Here is a 22,256-nt window from a genome sequence, read left to right on the forward strand (position 1 = left end):
TCACCGCATGCGATGTGGTGAAGGGCCCCTTCGTTTTGCGTACCGGAAAGCGATAGCGTGGGCACCATGAGTGAGCAGCCGGTGGACGACAAGGCGCATATCCGGCCCGATCTGGACTTGAGCGACGCGGTGTGGATCCGGGGCGAACCGGAAGGCGCGAACCTCAAGGACGCCGTCGAATACGCGCTGGTGCCGCACGTCGACGGGGTCACCTACACCGCGATGCGCCGGGTCGTCGAACCCGACGGTCACCTGCTCGTGTTCACACCTACTGAATGGGACGCGTTCTTGAAAGGCGTGCGGGACGGCGAATTCAACCTGCCTGCCTAGACCGGATGCTCGGGGCCGCTTTTTCGTGGTCTGATCAGTCCGGGTAGTCCACGCTCATTCCCCGCAGGTTCGTGGTGTCCGCGGGACAGTTCACCTTCGATTCCTCGTTCCTGTTCGCCCACGGGCCGAAATACCACTGGTAGGTGGGCCGGGTGTAAGTGCGGCACTCCGCCGCGGCTCGATGTGCGCGTTGAGTGCATTTCGACGAAACCGCCCAGGAACCTGTGCTCCGCCACACCTTGCAGTCGGGTGGGATGGCTTGGGTCGACGCGGACACGGCCGGTGCCGCCGTCACCAGAAGGCCGGCCGCGATCGCCATCGCCGCCGCGACCGGCCTTCCCGCGCGTGCCTTCGATCGGATTCTCTTCATCGAGTCCTCCCTCAAGGTGGTGAGTCCGGAGGATCCGAACTCGCCACCGGGTTCACGCGCTTGCCGACGAGGTCGTTGCCGCCCGGCGAGCATGGTCACCCGGATGGAGCCGCCCCGTCCGGCTAGACCCGGGAAAACAGGTCGTCGAGCCGGCCGGTCGCGGCCGCGATGGCGAGATGGTCGGCGTAGTCGCGCGATTCGACGATCAGTCCGTCGCGCACGCGCAGCACGAAGATGTTGGAAACGCGGAATTCCGCGCTGCCGCCCGCAGTCCCCTGGTAGTCGAACTCGCCGATCACGACCTCGGGATCGAGGGTCTCGTGGATTACCAGATCCCGGACCTGGAACCGGACCGCGCCCCGCTCGCCGAACTTGAAATGCTCACGCAGGTCTTCCCTCGATTTCAGGGTCTCCGCGCCGGGCAGAAACGGATGCGTGACATGGGTTTCCTCGGCGTAGAGCTCCGGCAAACCGGCCCAGTCGCCGTCCGCGACACCGTGGACGAGCCGCTCGAAAACGCCGCGCGGGCTCTTCGGATCCGCCGTCGACGCCGGGCGCGGCGGCACCGGCGTGAGCTCGCGCTCCGCGGTTTCGAAGCCCTTCTTCAGCTTCTCCAGGCCATTCTGTGCCGCGATGAGCGGCAGGTAGTCGTGGTAGTCGCGTGAATGGACGATGAGCCCGTCGCGCACGCGGAGCAGCTGGATGTTGGCGATGTCGAAGGACTTCCCGGTGTCCAGCGCCTCGCCGACATTGCGGTATTCGGCGACGATCACCTCTGGGTCGGTTGTCCCGTGAATCAGGACATCCGCCCTGTCCATGCGCACGTTCAGGCCGCCGCCGAAGTTCTTCCGCAGGGTCTCGCGACCCTCGTACCTGGTCGGCACCGGTGGTCGCTGCGGGTTTTCGACGACGGCGTCTTCGGCGTAAAGCGCGAAAATCTCGTCCCAGCGCCGAGCGGTGATGCGTTCGGAAAGCGCGTCGAAGACGTCGCGAGGTGTGGTCATGAGGGTCTCCCAGTAGGACATAAACGGAGTCTGTAGTCCGCCTTTGACGATACGGACTACAGACTCCACTTGTCCACTGGGTCATTCCACGACGGAGAGCACGACCTTCCCCGTGGTCTTGCCCGCCGCCACGAGTTCTTGGGCCTTCGCGGCCTCTTCCAGCGGGAACACCGTGTCGATGGTCGGCTTGAGCCGTCCGCTGTCGACGAGTTCGGCCAGCGCGAGCAGGCCGGTGCGGTCCGGCTCGGCGAGGGTGAACCCGGCGGTGACTCCGGCGGCCTCGGCCAGTTCCGGCAGCCGCTCGTCGTTCGTGCGGGTGAGCTGGACGAGCCTCCCGCCGCGGCGCAGTGTCTTGAGCGATCGGGGTCCGTACTCCAGGCCGATCGTGTCGAGCACGACGTCGACGTCGCGGACCTCCTCGGCGAAGTCCGTCGTGCGGTAGTCGATGAGTTCGTCCGCGCCGAGTCCGCGGAGGAATTCGTGTTTGGGCGCGCTGGCCGTCCCGATCACGTACGCGCCGCGCGCCTTGGCGATCTGGACGGCGAGATGTCCGACCCCGCCCGCCGCCGCGTGGATCAGGACCCGTTGCCCGGGCTGGATGTTCGCCGTGTCGACGAGGCTCTGCCAGACGGTCAGTCCCGCGAGCGGGACCGCGGCCGCGTGCACGTGGTCCAAAGTGGACGGTTTACGCGCGAAGTGACGGCTCGGCGCGGCGACGTATTCGGAGTACGCGCCCGCCTGGAACGGGAACGACGGCATGCCGAAGACCTCGTCGCCGGGGGAGAACAGGGAAGCGCCGGCGCCGACCTCCTCGACCACGCCGGACACGTCCCAGCCGAGGATGAACGGCGGATCGCCCATCGGGCCGATGCCGCCGGTCTCGCGGGTCTTCCAGTCGACCGGGTTGACGCCGGCGGCGTGCACCCGGACCAGGATCTGGGTCGGGCCCGGGGTGGGTCTTTCGACGTCGACGAGTTCGAGGACTTCGGGGCCGCCCAGGCGGTTTTGGCTGATCGCTCGCATGGGTCCATTGTTCGGCGAGCGTCGTACTTTCGGCGAGGGTCCGGCGGGCCAGGGGGCGTCAGGATCGGGACACGCCTCTCGCGGATGTCATGAAAGGGCCGTTCCTGACGTTTTTCGTCCTGAACGGCCCTTTCATGACACTCGGGGGACCGGTGGCCGTGCCATGAACGGTCCGTTCCTTGCGAAATTTGCAAGGAAAGGACCTTTCATGGCGTACGGGCGGGGGAGGGGGCGCGGTGGCAGGTCCGTCTCAGGGCTCAGGCGCCCCGCAGCACCGCCAGGATCTCGGTCTGCCCGAAGTGCTCGGCCCACCCCAAGGCCGACGACGAGTACAGCGAATCCTCCAGCGAAGGATCCGCCCCCGCCGCCAGCAACGCCCGCACGGCGTCCACATGTCCGCCCTGCACGGCCAGGTGCAGCGCCGTGACACCCTCCCCGTGCGACAGCCCGCCGAACGTCCCCCGGTGGTCGACCGAAGCACCCAGCTCCGCCAAAGTCTTGATCGCCGAAGCCTTCCCCTGGGCGGCGGCCCATGTCAGCGCCGTGCCCCGGTAGACGTCGGCGTCCACGCGGGCACCCCGCTCCACCAAGGTGCGCACGGCAGAAGACCGGTCGTTCCGCGCGGCCCACGAAAGCGCCTCGTCGACGATCTCGGCCGGATCGTCGCTCAGCCGCCATTCCGGGAAACCGCTGTGCGGCCGGTGGAATTCGCGATGTGCGCCCGCCGCGGGGGCGAGCGTGCCGTCCGGCGCGAGCAGTTCGTCGAGCAGGTCGGCGTGACCGAGCCCCGCCGCCACCCGGAGATTGCCGGGCGAAAGGCTGCGCGAAGCCAGCAGCTCCGCGGCCTTCCGATGGCCCCAGAACAGCGCGACCACCAGCGGCGTCCCGCCGTCGCCCCGGGCCGGGACGTCGATGGGGGCGCCCGCGTCGAGCAGCATCGTGACCAGCAGCGGCGATCCGACGTACCCGGCCTGGTGCAACGCCGTCCAGCCGTGCACGTTGGCGGACGCCGGATCGGCGCCGTGGTCGAGCAGGATCCGGCACAGCCGCTCGTCGCAGGTCGCGGCGGCCATGCCGAGCAGATCGTTCCCGTTCTTCCCGTGCGCGTGGACAAGCGTGGGCAGGTCGCCGATCAGGCGCGCGAGCCCCGCCAGGTCTCGCGCGTCGATCAGTTCCCGTGCGTTCTCGAAGGCGAGCTCAGCCGGTGACGTCACGCTCCCGCACGCTACCCCCGACCCCCGACAGAACCCGCCATTCGGCCAGCGGGATCCGTTCGTCCCCGGTCAGGACCTGCAGGCAGACATGGTCGGCCCCGGCGTCCAGGTGTGCCTGGACCCGCGCGGAGATCTCGTCCTCCCCGACGGCGACCAGCGCGTCCACCAGCTTGTCGGAGCCGTAATCCTCTTCGGTGAATCCGAACCGCCGCAGATTCGCCTGATGGTGGGCCGCCAACTCCAGGTACATCGACACGTGCCGTCGCGCGATCTCCCGGTCCGATCCCAGCACGACGGCCTGTTCGACGGCGAGGAACGCCGAAGGCCCGATGGCCTCCCGCGCCAGCGCGGTGTGCTCGACGGGGACGAAGTACGTATGCGCCCCATCGGTGCGTTCCGCGGCCAGGGCGAGCATCTTCGGCCCCAACGCGGCCAGCACACGCCGGCGTGGGGAGTCCGGTGTGGACAGTTCGGTCCCGTCCATCTCGTCGAGGTAGCCGCGCATCCCTTCCAGCGGTTTCGCGCCCGGGAGGTGTCCGCCGAGGCCGAGGACGAACCGGCCGGGATACGCCTCGGCGAGGGTCCGCTCGGCGGCGGCCGCGGCGACGGGTGCCCGATGCGAGAACCGCGCGATCCCGGTGGCGACGGTCAGCCGCGAGGTCGCCGCGAGCAGCAGACCCGCCTGGGTGAACGCCTCCCGGCCCAGGTACTCCCCGGACCACAACGTGTCGAAGCCGAGCTCCTCGACTTCCGCGGCCGCCTCGCGGACTTCGCCGATTTCCTTGCCGTCGAAGGAAAACGTCCAGATCCCGACGCTCACCGGGTCACCGCCGTCAGCGCCGGGGCGAGCCGTTCCAGCTGGTCCACGATGGACTTGAGATCGTCCCCGACCGGATTGACGAGCACGGTGTCCGCGCCGGCGTCGACGAGTTCCTTGAGCCGCCCGGCGATCCGCTCTTCGTCGCCCCACGCGGTCAGTCCGTCCACGAGCCGGTCGCTGACGTCGTCGATGTCCGCGTCGGTGTAGCCGAGCCGCTTCCAGCCCTTGAAATAGTGCGGGATGCCGTACTGCTTCATCAGTCCGATATCCCTCGCCACGCTCTTCCGCGCCTGCTCACGGTCGCCGAGCAGAACCGAATGGGTGGGGATGAGCAGCTTGTCCGGGCCGAGGATCTCGCGCGAGTACGGCGTGTGCTCGAAGGGCTGGGCGAACGGATGCGCCCCGTCCGTGAGCTCCCGCGCGAGTTCGAGCATCTTCGGCCCGACGGCGGCCAGGACCCGCGGGAACGGGACCGGCGAAGGGAATTCTTCCGCCGCCGCGGCCATGGCCGTGAGGTAGTCACGGGTCTGTTCGAGCGGCCGGTAGTCCGAGCCCGCCTTCTCCGCCTGATACGAGTGCCCGATCCCGACGCCGAGCACGAACCGGCCGGGGAACGCCTGCGCGAGCGTCCGCCCGCCGCTGTGGGCGGTGTACGCGGGCCGCGACCAGATGTTCGCGATCCCGGTGCCGACCACCACTCGCCCGGTGGCCGCGAGGGTGATGGCGCTGTAGGCGAACAACTCCCGGTTGCCGGGCCCCTCGCCACCCCAAACGGTGCGGTAACCCAGCTCTTCCAGGCGTCGGATCGCCCGCCGTTCTTCGTCGGGTGTCGGCGTGAACATGCCGACCGGCAGCCAGACACCCACCGGGCCCAGCCGCTCCCGGGTTTCTTCGATCAGGTCCATCACAGTCTCCCCAGCTAACATGAGGCAGCCTCCGCTTACGTCGCCCGACTATACGGAGGCTGCCTCCGATTTGTCGAGACTAGGCTCGGGAGCGCGATGGACACCGAGAAGAAGCCGCTGCGGGCGGACGCCCGGCGCAACTACGAGCGCCTCCTCGAAGAGGCGAGGCACGCCTTCGCCGCGAACGGCGTCGAGGCGTCGCTGGAGGAGATCGCGCGCCGGGCCGGAGTCGGGATCGGAACGCTCTACCGGCACTTCCCGACGCGGGAAGCGCTGGTCGAGACGGTGCTCCGCGAAGGCTTCGACGCGCAGGCCGAAGCGGCTCGCGAGCTGCTGGGCTCCTCGGAGCCGGTGGAGGCGTTGAAGGCCTGGTTCGCCGGGATGGGTGAACAGTCGGCGCGTTACCGGGGGCTGCCCGAGCTGATGGTCGACGTCCTCAACGACGAGACCTCGCCGCTGTACGCCTCCTGCCACGCGATGCGTGACCAGGTGTCCCAACTAGTGGAAAGGGCGAAGGCCGCGGGGGAGCTCCGGGCCGACGTCACAGTGCACGAATTACTGGTGCTGCTGCACGCGCTTTCCTGGGCCAGCGAACACCTTTCGGGTGACAAGGGCCTCGAACGGCTCCTCGATCTCGTTTTCGCGGGATTACGGGCGAGTTAACAATCCCCTGTCACCAGGTCTAAACTGCGGCGCAACCGGGCACAACGGCGTGACCGTCAACAGTGAGTCGCAGGCACAGACCAGATAGTGGGAGCCGTATCGTGACCAAGCCGAACAAGCCCGTCGTCCTCATCGCCGAGAAGCTCGCGCCCTCCGTGTTGAGCGTCTTCTCCGACGAGGTCGAGGTCCAGCATGTGGACGGCACGGACCGCCCCGCGCTGCTTGAAGCCGTGAAGACGGCGGACGCGCTGCTCGTGCGGTCCGCGACGAAGGTCGACGCCGAGGTCCTCGGCGCCACCACCTCGCTCAAGGTCGTCGCCCGCGCCGGCGTCGGGCTGGACAACGTCGAGGTCCCCGCCGCCACCGAACGCGGTGTGCTGGTGGTCAACGCGCCGACCTCGAACATCGTCTCCGCCGCCGAGCACGCCGTCGCGCTGCTGCTCGCCGTCGCCCGCCGGGTCCCGGCCGCGGACCAGAGCCTCCAGGGCGGCGCGTGGAAGCGCAGCGCCTACTCCGGCGTCGAGATCCAGGGCAAGACCATCGGTGTGGTCGGCCTCGGCAAGATCGGCCAGCTGTTCGCGCAGCGGCTCGCCGCGTTCGACACCAAGATCATCGCCTACGACCCCTACGTCTCGGCCGCCCGCGCCGCGCAGCTCGGCATCGAGCTGGTCACGCTGGACGAGCTGCTGGAGCGCGCCGACGCGATCTCCATCCACCTGCCGAAGACGCCGGAGACCAAGGGCCTCATCGGCGCCGAGGCGCTCAAGAAGACCAAGCAGGGCGTCATCATCGTCAACGCCGCGCGCGGTGGCCTCATCGACGAGCAGGCGCTGGCGGACGCGGTCAGCTCCGGCCACGTCGGTGGTGCCGGTATCGACGTGTTCGTCACCGAGCCCACCACCGAAAGCCCGCTGTTCGGCCTGCCGAACGTCGTCGTCACGCCGCACTTGGGCGCGTCGACCGCCGAGGCGCAGGACCGCGCGGGCACCGACGTCGCGAAGTCCGTGCTGCTCGCGCTGCGCGGCGACTTCGTGCCGGACGCGGTGAACGTCGCGGGTGGCGGCACGGTCGGCGAGCACGTCCGGCCGTACCTCTCGCTCACCCAGAAGCTCGGCACCGTGCTGACCGCGCTGAACCCGAAGGCCCCGGCCTCGGTCACCGTCGTGGTCAAGGGCGAGCTGGCCGCCGAGGACGTCAGCGTGCTGCCGCTCGCCGCCGAGCGCGGCGTGTTCTCCGGCGTCGTCGAGGACCAGGTCACCTTCGTGAACGCGCCGCGCGTCGCCGAAGAACTGGGCGTCCAGGTCGAACTGGTCACCGAGACCGAAAGCCCCAAATTCCGCAGCCTGGTCACCGTCCGCGCGGTCCACGCCGACGGCACGACCCTTTCGGTGTCCGGTTCGGTCACCGGCAAGGACGAGGTCGAGAAGCTGGTCGAGGTCAACGGCCGTCACTTCGACCTGCGGGCCGAGGGCAACGTGCTGCTGCTCGAGTACCCGGACCGCCCGGGCATCATGGGCCGCGTCGGCACGCTGCTCGGCGAGGCTGGCCTCAACATCGAGGCCGCGCAGATCAGTCAGACCACCGACGGCGCGGACGCGGTGATGCTGCTGCGCGTCGACCGTTCCGTCGACTCGCACCTGCTGGAGCCGATCGGCGCCACCGTCGGCGCGCACACGATCCGCGCGGTCAACTTCGGCTGACCTGCGGGAATTCCACCGACGAAAGCCGCGTCCACGGACGCGGCTTTCGTTATGTGCCAACAAGTTGTTCGGGCTCTTCGCAAGTAGTCGACCACTCGCGAAGAGCAAGATTCAATAACGGTGAAAAATGCCTACTGAAGTCGGGCTGGTCCCCGGATAGGTTCTTCCGGCGAGGCCGAACCATCGCGCCGTCAAGGGCACGGCGCGGCGCCGGGGCTCACCGTCGGGGGTGTGTTCGAGCGGCAGGCAGGTTCCGAGTCGAGGCCTCGAGTGAGGGCACTTACTCATGAACAGATCCCGCGTACCCCGGTGGGCCATCCGCTCATCGGCCGCGGTCTTCGCCGCGTTGCTCGCGACGTCCGTGACCGGGGCGACCGCAGCCGCGCAGGATGTCCCCCTCGCGGACGGTGTCACACCGGCGAAGATCGACCGTAACGGATTCCAGGGGAAGGTCGAGCCGAAGCTCAAGGCCGCCCAAGGGCAGATCACCGCCTTCGTCGAGCTGGCCAAGCAGCCCGCCGTCGACGCCTTCAACGCCGAGCAGAACAAGGGCGCGGGCAAGGAGAAGGCGAAGAAGGCCGCGAAGGACGCCAAGGCCGCCGCGGCCGCGACGGTGAACTCCGTCGTCGGTCAGCTCAAGGCCGCCGACGCCGGCACCCAGCTGGTCACCCAGACCGCCAACGCGGTCGCCGGCGCGGTCGTCACGGCCGACGCGGCGAAGATCCGCGAGCTGGCGAAGCGGCCGGACGTCGTCTCGGTCAAGAAGGTGGTCCCCAAGACCCGCACCAACTCCAGCGCGGTCCAGCTGACCAACACGCTCGCGTCGTGGCAGCAGACCGGCCGCTACGGCGACGGCATCCGCGTCGGCGTGATCGACGACGGCATCGACTACACCCACGCCGACTTCGGCGGCCCGGGCACGGCCGAGGCCTACAACGCGATCAACCGCGACCAGGCCACCCCCGCCTTCCCGACCGACAAGGTCGTCGGCGGTATCGACCTGGTCGGCGACGCCTACGACTCGGGCAGCGACGACCCGGCCCTCAAGACCCCGAAGCCGGACCCCAACCCGCTCGCCTGCGGCCACCACGGCACGCACGTCGCGGGCACGGTCGCCGGTTTCGGTGTCGACGAAGCGGGCAAGACCTTCACGGGCGACTACAAGAAGCTCAACAAGAAGAAGATCGAAGCGATGCAGATCGGCCCGGGCACCGCGCCCAAGGCCCTGCTGTACGCGATCAAGGTCTTCGGCTGCGACGGCTCGACCAACGTCACCTCGCAGGCGCTCGACTGGTCGCTCGACCCGGACGGCGACGGCGACTTCACCGACCACCTCGACGTGGTGAACCTGTCGCTGGGCGGCGACTTCGCCACCCCGGACGACCCGGACTCGCTGTTCGTGCGCAAGATCGCCGCGAACAACGTCGTCCCGGTGTTCTCCGCGGGCAACGGCGGCGACCTCAACGACGTCGGCGGCGCGCCGGGCAACACGCCCGAGGCGCTGACCGTCGCCAGCAGCCGTGACGCGTCCGTCCTCCGCGACGCCGTCGAAGCCGTCGCTCCCGACGGCGTCAAGGGCGCGAAGACCGGCCAGTTCAGCCAGAACTACGCGACCTACGACACGCTCGACGTCACCGCGCCGGTGGTCACGCTGTCGGCCGACAACGCCGCCGGCTGCAAGCCGTACTCCGAGGCCGACAAGGCCAAGGCCGCGGGCAAGATCGTGTTCCTCGAATGGGACGACAACGACGCGACCCGCGCCTGCGGTTCCGGCGCCCGGTCCAACAACGCGCAGGCGGCCGGTGCCAAGGGCGCGCTGTTCTCCTCGACGCTGGAGCACTTCTCGGCGGGTATCGCGGGCAACGCGGCCCTGCCGACGTTCCAGCTGACCGGCAGCGCGACCGCTTCGGTCCGCCCGGCGGTCGCCGCGGGCACGCTGCAGGTCCGGATGACCGGCAAGGGCCGCGTGTCCGTGCCGACCTTCGATCAGTCCATTGTGGACACCCCGAGTTCGTTCACCTCGCGTGGCGGGCGCGGCCCGGCCGTCAAGCCGGACGTCGCGGCGCCCGGTGACTCGATCTCGTCGGCGCTGGCCGGCAGTGGAGCGGGCCGCCTGGTCATCTCCGGGACGTCGATGGCGGCTCCGCACACCTCGGGTATCACCGCCCTGATCCGTCAGGCGCACCCGGACTGGTCGGTGGAAGAGGTCAAGGCCTCGGTCATCAACACCGCCGGCCACGACATCCACGACGCTTCGGGCCGGGTCTACGGTCCGCAGCGCGTCGGCAGCGGCCGGATCGACGCTAAGGCCGCGCTGGACAACCAGGTCCTGGCCTACGTCGTCGACAACCCCGGCTTCGTCTCGGTCAACTTCGGCGTCGTCGAAGCGGGCGGTCCGGTCACCCTGACCAAGACGGTCAAGGTGGTCAACAAGGGCATCAAGCCGGTCGAGTACTCGGTGGGCTACGAAGCCGTGAACGCGCTCCCCGGTGTCGAGTACACAGTGGACAAGCCGACGGTGAAGCTGAGCCCGCGCGGTATCGCGCTGGTGAAGGTGACCCTGAAGATCGCCGACCCCAAGGCGCTCCGCAAGGTCATGGACCCGACCATGGCGGCCACGCAGGTCGGCCTCGCCCGCCAGTTCGTGGCGGACGCCTCCGGCCGGATCGCGTTCACCCCGAAGAGCGGCACGACCGTTCCGCTGCGGCTCTCGGTGTACTCCGCGCCGAAGCCCGTCTCGTCCATCAACACCCCGGGCAACGTCAACTTCGGTGCCGGCCAGAACCAGGCCGTGCTGAACCTGACCGGTAAGGGCGTGGACCAGGGCTCCGGTGCGCAGCGGTACCGCTCGCTGATCAGCGTGCTCGAACTGCAGGCGGAATCCCCGCAGCTGCCCGAGTGCGACGGCGACGTCACCACCGACTGCACGCTGAACCAGACCGCCAAGGGCGCCGACCTGCGCTACATCGGCGCGGCGTCGACCGCTCCGCTGGCCAAGGCGCAGGGTGAGCCGGAGAACGCGTTGCTGGCCTTCGGTCTCACCACCTGGAGCGACCTGGCCAACCTGGGCAGCAACACCTCGCCGTTCGTGGACATCGACACCACGGGCGACGGGCAGCCGGACTTCGAGACCTATGTGACCAAGGTGACGTCGACCGACGTCCTCGTTGCGGTCACCGTGGCCCTGAAGCCGGGCTTCCCGCAGGTGGACATCCAGCCGATCAACGGCCAGCTCGGCGACGTCGACACGAACGTGTACGACACCAACGTCGTCGTGCTGCCGGTGAGCATCGCCGCGCTGGGGATCGACCCCAACGCCGCGTCGCACAAGATCAGCTACACCGTCGGGACCTCCGGGTTCTACGCGGCGCCGGGTGCGGACTCGTCGACGATCGACTACGTCGGCACGCCGCTTTCGTTCGACGCCTTGGCTCCCGCGTACACGGTCCAGGGCGGCGGCGACTCCGCGCTGGGCTACGTCGCGAAGCCGGGCACGGCGCTGGTGGTCAACCGCAACGCGGCCGCGCAGGACACCGTGCTGGGCCTGCTGGCGATCGAGCACCACAACGCCTCGGGCAACCGGGCGAACGTGGTGAAGATCCAGACGAACGCGGGTGGTGGCAACGCGGGTGTCGACCGGCCGGGCAACGGCGGGCGGCACACCGGACGTCAGCCGATCGGTGTGGGCTGACGCGATAGTGCGATAACCGGCGTTCGATGAGGTGAGGGACGCCCTGGCGGCATGCTTTGCGCCAGGGCGTCCCTTCTTGTTTTCACTCTTTCGGCTGTCTCGCTCTGTGGGAGGTTCCGGCATAAGGGTGGTGCGGCTACGGCTACCGGGCTACGGCCGGTAACCTTCCGCTGCTGGCGTTTTCTTGCGGATGGGCCATCCGGACTGCCGGTGGCCTGGTCTACGGAGGTGTGTGGATGCGGCTCGCGGTGATCCCAGGAGACGGGATCGGGCCCGAAGTGGTCTCCGAGGCGCTCAAGGTGCTCGGTGAGGTCGTACCGACGGCGGAGATCACGAACTACGACCTCGGCGCCGCCCGGTGGCACTCCACCGGCGAGCTGCTCCCGGAGTCGGTACTCGGTGAACTCCGTCAGCACGACGCGATCCTGCTGGGCGCGGTGGGCGACCCGACGGTGCCGAGCGGCATCCTGGAGCGTGGCCTGTTGCTGCGGCTCCGGTTCGAGCTCGACCACCACGTGAACCTGCGCCCCGCCCGGTTGTACCCGGGTGTGCGCGGACCGCTCGCCGAGGCGGGCGAGATCGACATGGTCGTCGTGCGCGAAGGCACCGAAGGCCCGTACGCGGGCAACGGTGGCCTGCTGCGCAAGGACACCGAGAACGAGATCGCGACGGAGGTCAGCGTCAACACGGCGTTCGGCGTCCGGCGCGTGGTGACCGACGCGTTCAACCGGGCCGAGGCGCGGCCCCGCAAGCACCTGACGCTCCTGCACAAGACGAACGTGCTGGAGTACGCGGGCTCGCTGTGGTCGCGGATCGTCGAAGAGGTCTCGCTGGAGCACCCGGAGGTGACGGTCGCCTATTCCCATGTGGACGCCGCGACCATCCACCTGGTGACCGACCCGTCCCGGTTCGACGTCGTGGTGACGGACAACCTGTTCGGCGACATCATCACCGACCTGGCGGCGGCCGTGACCGGCGGCATCGGGCTGGCGGCGAGCGGGAACCTCGACATCACCCGGCGGAACCCGAGCATGTTCGAGCCGGTGCACGGCAGCGCGCCGGACATCGCCGGCCAGGGTCTCGCCGACCCGACCGCCGCGGTGCTCTCGGTCTCGCTGCTGCTGGACCACTTGGGACAGAAGGAAGCGGCGCGGCGGATCGAGGCATCGGTCGCCTTCGACCTCGCGACCCGTGACCAGGCTTCGCCCGGTGCGACGCACGCGATCGGTGACCGGCTGGCGGCCCTGGTGTCGTCGAACGTGCGCCCGGTCACTCAGTAGTTTTCTTGGGCTGAAGGGGCTCTTCGCCGCGTCTCATGCGGTGAAGGGCCCCTTCGCTGCGTTCGGTCTACCTGGACCGAACGGCGGCTGCGCGTGATCTGACGGACGACACGTGTGATCCGACGGACGACACGCGTGACCAGAGGGACGACGCGTCCGCTGCGACGCCCCGCCGCGAGTCGTCCGTTCAGACACGCGTGTCGTCCCTTGGCTCACGTGTGTCGTCCATCCAGTCACGCGAGACCGCCAGTCGGTGTCCAAGACGCCGTTGGCTCGCGCCATGAACGGTCCGTTCCTTGCAAATTTCGCAAGGAACGGACCGTTCATGGCATTCGGGGTCGCCGCGGGCTCCCAGGAAGTGGGAAGTCTCGCCCGGCTTGTGGACGCCCGGCGAAGCGTGTGCCATGATGCGTCCGTGACCTCCTGCACCATCATTATCGCCGAGCGCGCCGGATAACAGCTCCACAAGAGCCCCCGGCGCGCAACCTCTCGCACCCATGCGGGAGGTTTTTTTGTTGCCTGAACACGTTTTGCCACCACCACGAGGAGATTCCCGTGACCCGCAAGGAGCCCGCCGATACACCGCTCGGCGACGCTTTCCACCTGTACGACACGACGTTGCGCGACGGCGCGCAGCGTGAGGGGATCTCCTATTCCGTCACGGACAAACTGGCGGTGGCGAGGCTGCTCGACGATCTCGGGGTCGGGTTCATCGAAGGCGGATGGCCGGGCGCGCTGCCCAAGGACACGGAATTCTTCGCCCGCGCCGCTTCGGGCGAGCTGAAACTCCGCCACGCCGCGCTCGTCGCGTTCGGCGCGACGCGGAAGGCGGGCACCAAGGCCGAGCAGGACCAGCAGGTGCGGGCCCTGCTCGACTCGCAGGCACCCGTGGTCACGCTCGTGGCCAAATCGGATCTGCGCCACATCGAACGCGCGTTGCGGGTCGACGTCGACGAAGCGTGCGAGATGGTGCGCGACACCGTCGCGTTCCTCGTCGGTGAAGGACGCCGCGTCTTCCTTGACGCGGAGCACTTTTTCGACGGCTACGCGTTCTCCCCGGACACCGCGCTGAAGGTGCTCGACGCGGGAGTGAACGCGGGCGCCGACGTCGCCGTGCTGTGCGACACCAACGGCGGCCAACTGCCGCTCGGCCTCGCGGAGACCGTCCGCGAGGTCAAGGAAAGGACCGGATTCCGGCTCGGAATCCATTGTCAGGACGACACTTCCTGCGCGGTGGCGAATTCCGTCGCCGCCGTGCAGGCCGGCGTGACGCACGTCCAGTGCACCGCCAATGGTTACGGCGAGCGGGCGGGTAACGCCGATCTTTTCGCCGTGACAGGGAATTTGGTGACCAAGCTCGGAATGGAGGTCCTCCCGACCGGAGGCGCCGCCGAGCTCACCCGGGTCTCCCATGCCCTTGCCGAAATCGCGAACATCGCCCCCTACACCCACCAGGCTTACGTAGGGGCGTCGGCCTTCGCCCACAAGGCGGGACTGCACGCGAGCGCGATCAAGGTGGATCCGTTGCTGTACAACCACATCGATCCAGCTTCCGTCGGCAACGACATGCGGGTACTGGTCACCGAGATGGCCGGCAGGGCCAGCCTGGAGCTCAAGGGACGTGAGCTCGGGGTCGACCTTGCCGGCCAGCCCGAGGCGCTGACGAGCGCCGTGAAGAAGGTGAAACGCCTCGAATCCGAAGGCTGGTCCTTCGAAGCCGCGGACGCTTCACTGGAACTGCTGCTGCGGCGGGAGGTCGACGGCCCGCAGAGCGACGTCCTCGACGAACCGCCGTTCGAACTCGAGTCGTACCGGGTCGTCCTCGACCACCGGTCCGACGGCGAGGTCGTCTCCGAGGCGACGGTGAAGGTGCACGTCGCCGGGCAGCGCGTGATCGCGACCGCCGAGGGCAACGGCCCCGTGCACGCGCTCGACGCCGCCCTGCGCGAGGCGCTCAGCCCGCATCTGTCCTGGTTGGACAGTGTCGAGCTGGCCGACTACAAGGTGCGGATCCTGCCCGGCCATCCGGGCACCGACGCCGTCACCCGCGTGCTCGTCGAGACCAGCGACGGCGAGCGCGAGTGGACCACCGTCGGCGTGCACGGCAACATCGTCGAGGCGAGCTGGCTGGCGCTGTGCGACGCGCTCGTGCACAAGTCCCTCAGCGAGGGCCCGGCGTGAGGAGTCGTACAGTGGGGGAGTGCGTCTAGCCCGAATTGCTCATCCCGGCGGTGTCGCGTTCGCTTCGATCGAAGGGGACGGCGACGACGCCCAGGTACTGGAAATCGCCGAGCACCCCTTCGGCAACCCCAACTTCACCGGCAAACGCTGGCCGCTCGCCGACGTCCGGCTGCTCGCGCCGATCCTGCCGTCGAAGGTGATCGCGGTCGGCCGGAACTACGCCAAGCACGCGGCCGAGTTCGGCAACGAGGTCCCGCAGGACCCGATGCTGTTCATCAAGCCGTCGACCACGGTGATCGGGCCGAACGTGCCGATCCGCCGTCCGCGTGGTGTCGGCCGCGTCGACTTCGAGGGCGAACTGGCGATCGTCATCGGCCAGCCGGTCAAGAACGTGCCCGCCGCCCGCGCGGCGAGCGCGATCCTCGGCTACACCGTGGCGAACGACGTCAGCGCGCGTGACCTGCAGAAGTCCGACGGCCAGTGGGGCCGGGCGAAGGGTTTCGACACCTTCTGCCCGCTCGGCCCGTGGATCGAGACCTCGCTCGACGCGGCCGATCTCGCGCTCAAGTCCGAGGTGGACGGTGTGCTGAAGCAGGACGGCCGGACGTCGGACCTGGTGCACAAGATCCCCGAGCTGGTCGAATTCGTGTCCGGGGTGATGACCCTGCTGCCCGGTGACGTCATCCTGACCGGTACGCCCGAGGGTGTCGGCCCGATCGAGGACGGCCAGTCCGTCTCGATCACCATCGAGGGCATCGGCACCCTGACGAACCCGGTCCAGGACATCTGACCTCAAGTGTCATGAAAGGGTCGTTCAGGACGTTTTTCGTCCTGAACGACCCTTTCATGACATCTGGAATCTAGCTACCGGCCGGTTCCATCGCCCGCCGCGCGAAGGCCGGGGCGTGCTCGGGCCGCAGCCCCAGGCCCAGCAGCCGCGCGGGGATGTAGGACAGCGCGGGGAACCGGCTGAACAGCTTCACCATCGGCGCGGGCGGGCCGTTGCGCTCGCCCGCCATCACCGGCCCCATCACGTTCTTGTGCAACATCCGCTGCAGCCCCTGCACCAGCATCGTGGGCGCGAGACGGCGCTTGCGGACCTTCGCCAGATCCGCCACCGACGGCCTCCCGCGGCGCAGCGGTTCGGCGAGCAGGGTGGCGGCCGCGACCGCGTCCTGCACCGCGAGGTTGATGCCGACCCCGCCGACCGGTGACATCGCGTGCGCCGCGTCACCGATGCACAGCAGCCCGTCGAGATGCCATTTCCGCAGCAGGTTCATCTTGACGTCGAGGAATTTGACGTCGTCCGTCGTCTTCAGCTCGTCCACGCGGTCGGCCAGCTCGGGCAGGATCGCGGCCACGTTCTCCCGGAACGCCTCGATGCCCTGGTCGCGCAGGTCCTGGCCCTTGGGGCTGAGGTAGGCGATCTGGAAGTAGCCCTTGCGGGGCAGCGGCACGGCGAAGCGGCGATCGCGCATCTTCGGGGTCAGCATGCCTTCGCGTTCGCCGTCCCGCCGCGAGATCCGGAACCACCACGCGTCGAACGGGATGGGGTAGTCCTTCGTCGTCAGCCCGGCCTCGCGGCGGGCCAGCGACCAGCGTCCGTCGGCGGCGATCACCAGGTCGGCGCGCAGTTCGCCGGTCTTCCCGTCGGCGTCGCGGTAGCGGACCCCGCTCACCCGGCCGTGTTCGAAGATCAGCCCGGTCATCTCGGTGCTCTGGCGCAGCGTGAACGTGGGTTCCTTCGCGCCGGCGTCGGCGAGCAGGTCCAGGAAGTCCCACTGCGGGACCATGGCGATGTACGGGTGCGCCACCTTCAGCCTGGTCAGGTCGGCGAGGCGCATCATCGTGCCGTCCTCGGCGGGGAAGCCGGCGTAGGCGATCTCGCTGTGCGGCAGGCTGAGGAATTTCTCGCTGAGGCCCAGCTCGTCCAGCAACGTCAACGTCGACGGGTGCACGGTGTCGCCGCGGAAGTCCCGCAGGAAGTCCTGGTGCTTCTCCAGCACGGTGACCTCGACCCCGGCCCTGGCCAGCAGCAATCCGGCGACCATCCCCGCGGGGCCACCGCCGACGACCACGCAGTTCGTACGTTCGTTCATCCGTCCCACCCCTTCGAACCCTTATTCATCACTTGTTGAATAAGCTCAGGATGCACCCCTCCGGCAGGCGCGTCAAGCGCCATCCGGGCGGATACGCTGTTCGGGGTATGGCCCAGGTCTCACCGGACCGTGTGAGCCGGCGGACCCCGCGACGAGTGTCCAAAAAGGACTTGAGTGGCGTGCGACCGTCCCGGAAGGACGGCGATCGCGGAAATGCCCTTGTGGACGGTCTCGCGACGTAAGCGGGACAAGGATTTCGTTGTCATCACAGGGTGTGCGCGCCGCGAATCGGATGGCGTGCCGCGTATCGACATTTCACCCGGCCGCCCGCGTTAGCCGTTGGCCGGTAACTAAAACACGTCATCTCACCAACTGGGAGTAGAGTGCCCGCGCCGGAACAGAGCAGCCTTAATCACCTCATCGGCAGAGTCGCGATCGCGCTGAGTGCCCTAGCCTCACTTGGTGGATTTCGCTCTCGTGCCCCGGACCTCGTCACGAACCACGCCGGACGCTCCGGACGGAGCCCCGTGGGAGCCGCCGGAGTTGCGATTGGTGTGCCTCGACATCGATGACACGTTGATCGACTGCACGGCGGCGATCCGCCTCAGCCTGAGTGCCCTCACCGGTCAGAACGACCTTTGGCCGCTGTGGGATCTCATCACCGAAGAGCATGTCGCGCTGGTGGTCGCGGGCGAAATCGATTACGCGACCATGCATTACAAGCGTACGGAATGTTTCCTCGCCGAGATCGGCATTTTGGCCGACGAAGAGCAGGTCAGCGGCTTCGAAAGACGCCGCCGTGAAATTCTCACTCGTTCGTGGCAATTGTTCGAAGATGTCCTCCCATGCCTGGAATGGCTGCGGGCCGCCGGTGTTCTCGTCGCCGCGGTCACGAACGCCTCGGGCGCGCATCAGCGCAAGAAGATCGCCGACCTCGGCCTCGCCCGGTTCTTCGATCACGTGGCCATCGCCGGTGAACTCGGAGTAGCCAAACCCGACCCGGCGATGTTCCACTCGGTCTGCCTCGGCCTTGGCTGCGACCCGGCGCAGGCCGTCCACGTCGGCGACAAACTCGACACCGACGCCATCGGCGCACGCGACGCCGGCCTGGGGGCCGTCTGGCTCGACCGGGACGGCATCGCCGAGCGCGCCCCGGCGGGCGTGCACACCATCTCGGGTCTCGACGAGCTGCCTGAGCTGCTCGTTTCCGAGTTCGCGAAGCTCGGCGTGCCCGCTCAGCGCGCTAGTGAGACCCCCGCTTTCACGGTGCGGAACAGCGTGCTCTAGTATTCTTTCTCGTGCGGCACCGAGCCGGTCAAGATCGGAACGGTACCTCACTGGGGTATGGTGTAATTGGCAGCACGACTGGTTCTGGTCCAGTTAGTCTAGGTTCGAGTCCTGGTACCCCAGCTGGAGAACTCTCCGGAGTGAAACACAGAGTGACCCCCCTGCGAAGGCGGGAAACCCGGTCTGGTAAGTTTCTCCACAGCAACACAGCAGGTGAACAACTGAAAATCTCCTTCTGAAGGAGAAGATCCTAGCCCCCGTCGTCTAGCGGCCTAGGACGCCGGCCTCTCACGCCGGTAGCGTGGGTTCGAATCCCATCGGGGGTACGCGCAGCTTCCACCCAAGAAGTCTCGACCGTGGCGGTCGGGACTTTTTGCATTTCGGTGGAGCTCATCGCGTCGTTGATCCTTTCTGCGGCTATCACTGTGTCCGGTACCTGTTCGACCGGCAGTTTGATGGTAATCGTCACCTGGTCACCCGCGCCATGGACCTTCACGGTGAGCTGGGTGATTTCGAAGAGTTGACGAAGCAGCGCTTGAGGAGCCTTGGCCAGATTGAGCTGGAGATGCGGGAGCCCTTCGAGGCGATCCAAGTCTGATGAGGTGGGCTTCGCCGGCTGGACTTTGTCCTCGGCGTCGAGATGAGCGAGCGCGGCCAGTGCCGCGGACTTGTCTTCCTCCAGCTTGTTGTAGTTCTGCCGGAGCGCCTTGGCGAACGGGTCGTCCGGTGCGCCGTCCTGAGCTTGGCGCAGAACCGAGTCCTGCCGACGGGCCACATCTGCCAGTTGGCGTCGAAGGCGTTCACGTTCTGCTCGGCGCTCCTGAGCAGCACTGTCGTCCACAGTGGCCAGATCAGCTTCGATGATGCCTCTCCTGGCTGGACTGAAGAGCCGGTCGGCGTAGAAAGCCGAAACGGCTTCGAGCAGTTCGTCCTCGCGGAGCCGGATGGCGGCGGGAAGTCCGGCGTGGGGCCCGGAGTCACCGCGGTTGTTCTTGCCCGGCCAGCACAGGTAGTAGAAGAGCCGGTTGTGTTTTGTGTCACCGGCCATGCGTCGTCCGCAGCTGTGGAAGACCATTCCGCGGAAGAGGTAGGTGCGCTCTGCCTTGGGGTTGGCGTTCGGCTGGGCGTCCGCGCGCGACCCTCGTCGGGCTTCGAGGCGGCTGGTGAGTTCGTCGAACATCCACTTCGCGATCAAGGGCTCGTGGACCGGCTTCGGTGACCACACCCACTTGAACGGCTCGTTGACCTTGCCTCGCTTGGACGTGGTGGCACGTCGGTTGAAGACTTGATAGCCCGTGTACTTGGGGTTCTGAAGGATCCCGGCTACGGAGCTCTTGCTCCACGCTCCCCGGGTGCGAGACTTGCTCGGCGCTGTCGGCGGCGGGTAGCGCTCGAGGTCGGCATTGAGACGGTCCGCGATGGTGTTGTAGCCGAGACTTTCGTGGTATCGCCACAGAGCGATCTGGGCCACGGTCTCGGCGCGTATGCCGTCCGGTTCGAGACGAGACTTGGTCTTGCCCTTCTCCGCCTTCGCCGGGCTCGGATGAGGGACGACCTTGGCCTTGTAGCCGTACGGCGGCTTGCCGATGTTCCAGCCGTCTCGCACGTGGGTGCACAACCCACCCCACGACTGTTCGAGCGTGTTCAGGACCTCGTACTCGGCGATGGACTGATTGATGCGGCGTTGGAGGACGCGCTGAGCGCGGCTGCCGGAGAGCGTGATCGGTTCGTTCGACGCGAACAGCGGGACGTCCGCCCGCTCGAGTTCCCGCTCGACGGACAGGCCCTCGAAGGCCCTGCGTGCCACGCGGCTGATGCCTTCGCAGATCACTACGTCGAAGGTTCGTGTGCGGCTCGGCGCCTGGTTGAGCAAGTCCGCGATTCCGCCTGCGCGCGGGACGGGGATGTCGAAACGGTCATAGTCCGCCCCTTGCCCCCGGTCCCCGAGCTCCATGCGACCGGACTCGACGTCGTAGAAGTGCGCGACGATGACCCACGACTCCGGGATCGCCGACTTGCAGTTGGCCAGCTGACGCAGCATCGATTGGCGCGGGTCCTGCAGATCTTCGGTGGACGTTCGCCCTAGAAACGCGACGCGTACTTCGTCGCGGAGCAAGGCGCCGGGCATGCCCAGAGGCGAAACCGCGTAGTCCGACAGTCCGGAGGGTCCGGAAACGTAGCGTCCTGGCGCTGGAGGGTCTGCGGCCTCTTGTTCGAAGGTCGTCATGTCGATTCGTCCTTGGGGGTCACCGGGTCGGGCTGATGCACGGCCCAGAGGAGCAGCTCGCCGATCAGGGTGTTGAGCCGCCGGTGGAGACGATCGCCCTCGGTCGCGGAAAGCGTTGTGACGTAAGCAGAATATCGGCGATCGCCAGATTTGAGTGGTTGATCGTAGCACCAAACCGGCTGTTCGGACGACGCTTCGAGCGGCTCGCGCGGTGCCGGCAGGTCCAAGTTGTCGGCAGTGTTCATGTCGTACCCGCCCAGTTCTGCCGAGACATGCTCGGCTGTCGGTGAGACACGTCGCCCGAAGGCGGCGAATCCAACGAGATCGACAGAGACATGGTCTTGGGCGCCCGGTTCCATGCAGCGCGGACATGGCGCGTCGGCCGGGGTGTGGTCTCGGGTTCGTGGCGGAGCGAGCGAGATCGGGCGAGACCTCGGTCTCGTTCGCCAATCAAGTCTCGGCAGGAAGGCCGACGGCCAGGTCGGTTTTCGGACAGCGGATACCCCGATCAGGTGGTGATCGACTTGCCCCATGGCCGGGGCAAGCATAAGGGCCAGGAAGTGAGCGAGGGGCGGCTTCGAGCCTCGTGGTGATCTTGTCGTCACTCGAAGGGCCGCCACGATGTCCGCCACCTCCAGCCCACTCACCGCGCTCCAACGTCAGCTCACTCACCCGAAGTCGCGCTTGCGGTTCGACGCTGCTCTTCGCTCCTGGTCGGCGCAAGATCCCGCGCTGGCAGACGCTGGTACTCACGAGCGGCTTTCGGAAGTCCTCGCCGGTCGTGATTACGCGCGCCATGACGACGTGCTGTACGCCCTGTTGCAGCGGGCCGCTCGCGTGGGTGATGAAGGCGTCGTAGCAGGGGAAGTCGTACTGAACGCCATGTTGCCAGCGGTGCCCGGAATTGTCGGGCGGGTCATCCGGGCGAGCCGGGCGGCGATCGGCACCTTCGGAGCCCGCCGTGGTGTCACGGGGGCCGGGGTCTCGGCGAACGAGGCGAAGACCGATGTCCAAGCCGGGGTCATCGGGCACCTGTGGGAGCAGATTCGCTGCTACCCCCTTCGGCGACGGCACCACGTCGCGGCCAACCTGGTCTGCGACACCCAGAGTGCCATGCTTCGCGCACTCGGTGTCGACGTCAGGCAGGCCGCCGCCGATGTCGTGACCATGGACGACATCGTGGTGCACCAGCCTCCGGCTGAGAAGGACGCATCGGAAGAGCTGCTGGAGCTGCTCTCCTGGGCGGCGGAGCAGCAATGGCTCGACGAACAGGAAGCGGCGATCTTGGCCGCTCGGTACTTCGGGGAACAGATGGGCCGGGACGGGGTCGCGACCGATCGGCAGCTCGGGACGCTGTTCGGGGTGAGCCAGCCAACGGCGACGCGAAGGCGAACTCGGGCGCTCGGCGCCTTGGCTGAGGCCGGCCGTGAATGGCAGCGTGCCGGTCAGGCATGAATCAAAG

Annotated in this window: 19 protein-coding genes, 2 tRNA genes and 1 pseudogene; 13 read left to right on the forward strand and 9 right to left on the reverse strand. The window is 67.8% G+C overall.

Annotation, left to right across the window (positions count from 1 at the left end):
- Positions 1 to 66 precede the first annotated feature (66 nt).
- Positions 67 to 330 carry a DUF397 domain-containing protein gene (locus DMC64_RS19800; RefSeq protein ID WP_125734684.1) on the forward strand — a complete coding sequence of 88 codons (264 nt, stop codon included), beginning with the start codon at positions 67 to 69 and terminating at the stop codon, positions 328 to 330.
- 34 nt (positions 331 to 364) lie between these two features.
- Here the strand turns inward: DMC64_RS19800 and DMC64_RS19805 are convergent, their stop codons facing one another.
- The 6 genes from DMC64_RS19805 to DMC64_RS19830 all read right to left on the reverse strand — a co-directional run bounded on the left by DMC64_RS19805 (position 365) and on the right by DMC64_RS19830 (position 5,666).
- Positions 365 to 700 (reverse strand): hypothetical protein, encoded by a 336-nt coding sequence (locus DMC64_RS19805; RefSeq protein WP_037341939.1) that lies wholly within the window; start codon positions 698 to 700, stop codon positions 365 to 367.
- A gap of 122 nt (positions 701 to 822) precedes the next feature.
- Positions 823 to 1,704 carry a nuclear transport factor 2 family protein gene (locus DMC64_RS19810; protein ID WP_125734685.1) on the reverse strand — a complete coding sequence of 294 codons (882 nt, stop codon included), beginning with the start codon at positions 1,702 to 1,704 and terminating at the stop codon, positions 823 to 825.
- 81 nt (positions 1,705 to 1,785) lie between these two features.
- Positions 1,786 to 2,727: an NADP-dependent oxidoreductase gene (locus tag DMC64_RS19815; RefSeq protein WP_125734686.1), complete on the reverse strand. Its 942-nt coding sequence runs from the start codon at positions 2,725 to 2,727 to the stop codon at positions 1,786 to 1,788.
- A 257-nt stretch (positions 2,728 to 2,984) separates the two neighbouring features.
- A complete protein-coding gene (locus DMC64_RS19820; RefSeq protein WP_125734687.1) occupies positions 2,985 to 3,941 on the reverse strand; it encodes an ankyrin repeat domain-containing protein in 957 nt (318 codons plus the stop codon).
- A complete protein-coding gene (locus DMC64_RS19825) occupies positions 3,925 to 4,761 on the reverse strand; it encodes a TIGR03620 family F420-dependent LLM class oxidoreductase (RefSeq protein ID WP_125734688.1) in 837 nt (278 codons plus the stop codon). The genes DMC64_RS19820 and DMC64_RS19825 overlap by 17 nt, the downstream gene beginning before the upstream one ends.
- Positions 4,758 to 5,666, reverse strand: a complete 909-nt coding sequence (locus DMC64_RS19830; protein ID WP_125734689.1) for a TIGR03620 family F420-dependent LLM class oxidoreductase — start codon at positions 5,664 to 5,666, stop codon at positions 4,758 to 4,760. Before DMC64_RS19830 ends, DMC64_RS19825 begins: the two co-directional genes overlap by 4 nt.
- Positions 5,667 to 5,762: 96 nt before the next feature.
- On the opposite strand from DMC64_RS19830, the gene DMC64_RS19835 reads away from it, so the two are divergent.
- From DMC64_RS19835 to DMC64_RS19860, 6 genes are all read left to right on the forward strand, one after another.
- Entirely contained in the window at positions 5,763 to 6,329 is a 567-nt protein-coding gene (locus DMC64_RS19835) for a TetR/AcrR family transcriptional regulator (protein ID WP_125734690.1), read from the forward strand.
- A 101-nt stretch (positions 6,330 to 6,430) separates the two neighbouring features.
- Positions 6,431 to 8,029: a phosphoglycerate dehydrogenase gene (gene serA, locus DMC64_RS19840; RefSeq protein ID WP_073848102.1), complete on the forward strand. Its 1,599-nt coding sequence runs from the start codon at positions 6,431 to 6,433 to the stop codon at positions 8,027 to 8,029.
- A gap of 286 nt (positions 8,030 to 8,315) precedes the next feature.
- Entirely contained in the window at positions 8,316 to 11,720 is a 3,405-nt protein-coding gene (locus tag DMC64_RS19845) for a S8 family serine peptidase (protein ID WP_037341948.1), read from the forward strand.
- A gap of 236 nt (positions 11,721 to 11,956) precedes the next feature.
- Positions 11,957 to 13,000 carry a 3-isopropylmalate dehydrogenase gene (locus DMC64_RS19850; protein ID WP_007031599.1) on the forward strand — a complete coding sequence of 348 codons (1,044 nt, stop codon included), beginning with the start codon at positions 11,957 to 11,959 and terminating at the stop codon, positions 12,998 to 13,000.
- A 555-nt stretch (positions 13,001 to 13,555) separates the two neighbouring features.
- Complete coding sequence (cimA, locus tag DMC64_RS19855) at positions 13,556 to 15,181, forward strand: citramalate synthase (protein ID WP_037341950.1); 1,626 nt, start codon at positions 13,556 to 13,558, stop codon at positions 15,179 to 15,181.
- A gap of 19 nt (positions 15,182 to 15,200) precedes the next feature.
- Positions 15,201 to 15,971: a fumarylacetoacetate hydrolase family protein gene (locus tag DMC64_RS19860; protein WP_037341952.1), complete on the forward strand. Its 771-nt coding sequence runs from the start codon at positions 15,201 to 15,203 to the stop codon at positions 15,969 to 15,971.
- A 70-nt stretch (positions 15,972 to 16,041) separates the two neighbouring features.
- Here the strand turns inward: DMC64_RS19860 and DMC64_RS19865 are convergent, their stop codons facing one another.
- A complete protein-coding gene (locus DMC64_RS19865; protein ID WP_199755023.1) occupies positions 16,042 to 17,280 on the reverse strand; it encodes an FAD-dependent oxidoreductase in 1,239 nt (412 codons plus the stop codon).
- Between the two features lie 552 nt (positions 17,281 to 17,832).
- Between DMC64_RS19865 and DMC64_RS19870 the strand changes: the two genes are divergently transcribed.
- From DMC64_RS19870 to DMC64_RS43245, 5 genes are all read left to right on the forward strand, one after another.
- The gene (locus DMC64_RS19870; protein WP_037342565.1) at positions 17,833 to 18,567 is read left to right on the forward strand and encodes an HAD family hydrolase; all 735 of its coding nucleotides are present in this window, start codon (positions 17,833 to 17,835) and stop codon (positions 18,565 to 18,567) included.
- A gap of 51 nt (positions 18,568 to 18,618) precedes the next feature.
- Positions 18,619 to 18,690 (forward strand) — tRNA-Gln (locus DMC64_RS19875).
- A 130-nt stretch (positions 18,691 to 18,820) separates the two neighbouring features.
- Positions 18,821 to 18,893 (forward strand) — tRNA-Glu (locus DMC64_RS19880).
- Positions 18,869 to 19,165 (forward strand): hypothetical protein, encoded by a 297-nt coding sequence (locus DMC64_RS43240; RefSeq protein WP_233629717.1) that lies wholly within the window; start codon positions 18,869 to 18,871, stop codon positions 19,163 to 19,165. Before DMC64_RS19880 ends, DMC64_RS43240 begins: the two co-directional genes overlap by 25 nt.
- A 42-nt stretch (positions 19,166 to 19,207) precedes the next feature.
- Complete coding sequence (locus DMC64_RS43245) at positions 19,208 to 19,786, forward strand: hypothetical protein (protein ID WP_233629718.1); 579 nt, start codon at positions 19,208 to 19,210, stop codon at positions 19,784 to 19,786.
- On the opposite strand, the pseudogene DMC64_RS43250 reads toward DMC64_RS43245, so the two are convergent.
- Positions 19,772 to 20,794: pseudogene (locus tag DMC64_RS43250) on the reverse strand (recombinase family protein); the annotation flags it as partial. The gene DMC64_RS43245 and the pseudogene DMC64_RS43250 sit on opposite strands and share 15 nt — an antisense overlap.
- A complete protein-coding gene (locus DMC64_RS19890; RefSeq protein WP_125734693.1) occupies positions 20,791 to 21,153 on the reverse strand; it encodes a hypothetical protein in 363 nt (120 codons plus the stop codon). The gene DMC64_RS19890 and the pseudogene DMC64_RS43250, both read right to left, overlap by 4 nt.
- Positions 21,154 to 21,415: 262 nt before the next feature.
- Here DMC64_RS19890 and DMC64_RS19895 point away from each other — a divergent pair, with 262 nt between their 5' ends.
- The gene (locus DMC64_RS19895) at positions 21,416 to 22,249 is read left to right on the forward strand and encodes a transposase family protein (RefSeq protein WP_125734694.1); all 834 of its coding nucleotides are present in this window, start codon (positions 21,416 to 21,418) and stop codon (positions 22,247 to 22,249) included.
- Positions 22,250 to 22,256: the final 7 nt, after the last annotated feature.

It is taken from the genome of Amycolatopsis sp. WAC 04197 (assembly GCF_003947475.1).
In the GTDB taxonomy this organism is placed as follows: domain Bacteria; phylum Actinomycetota; class Actinomycetes; order Mycobacteriales; family Pseudonocardiaceae; genus Amycolatopsis; species Amycolatopsis japonica.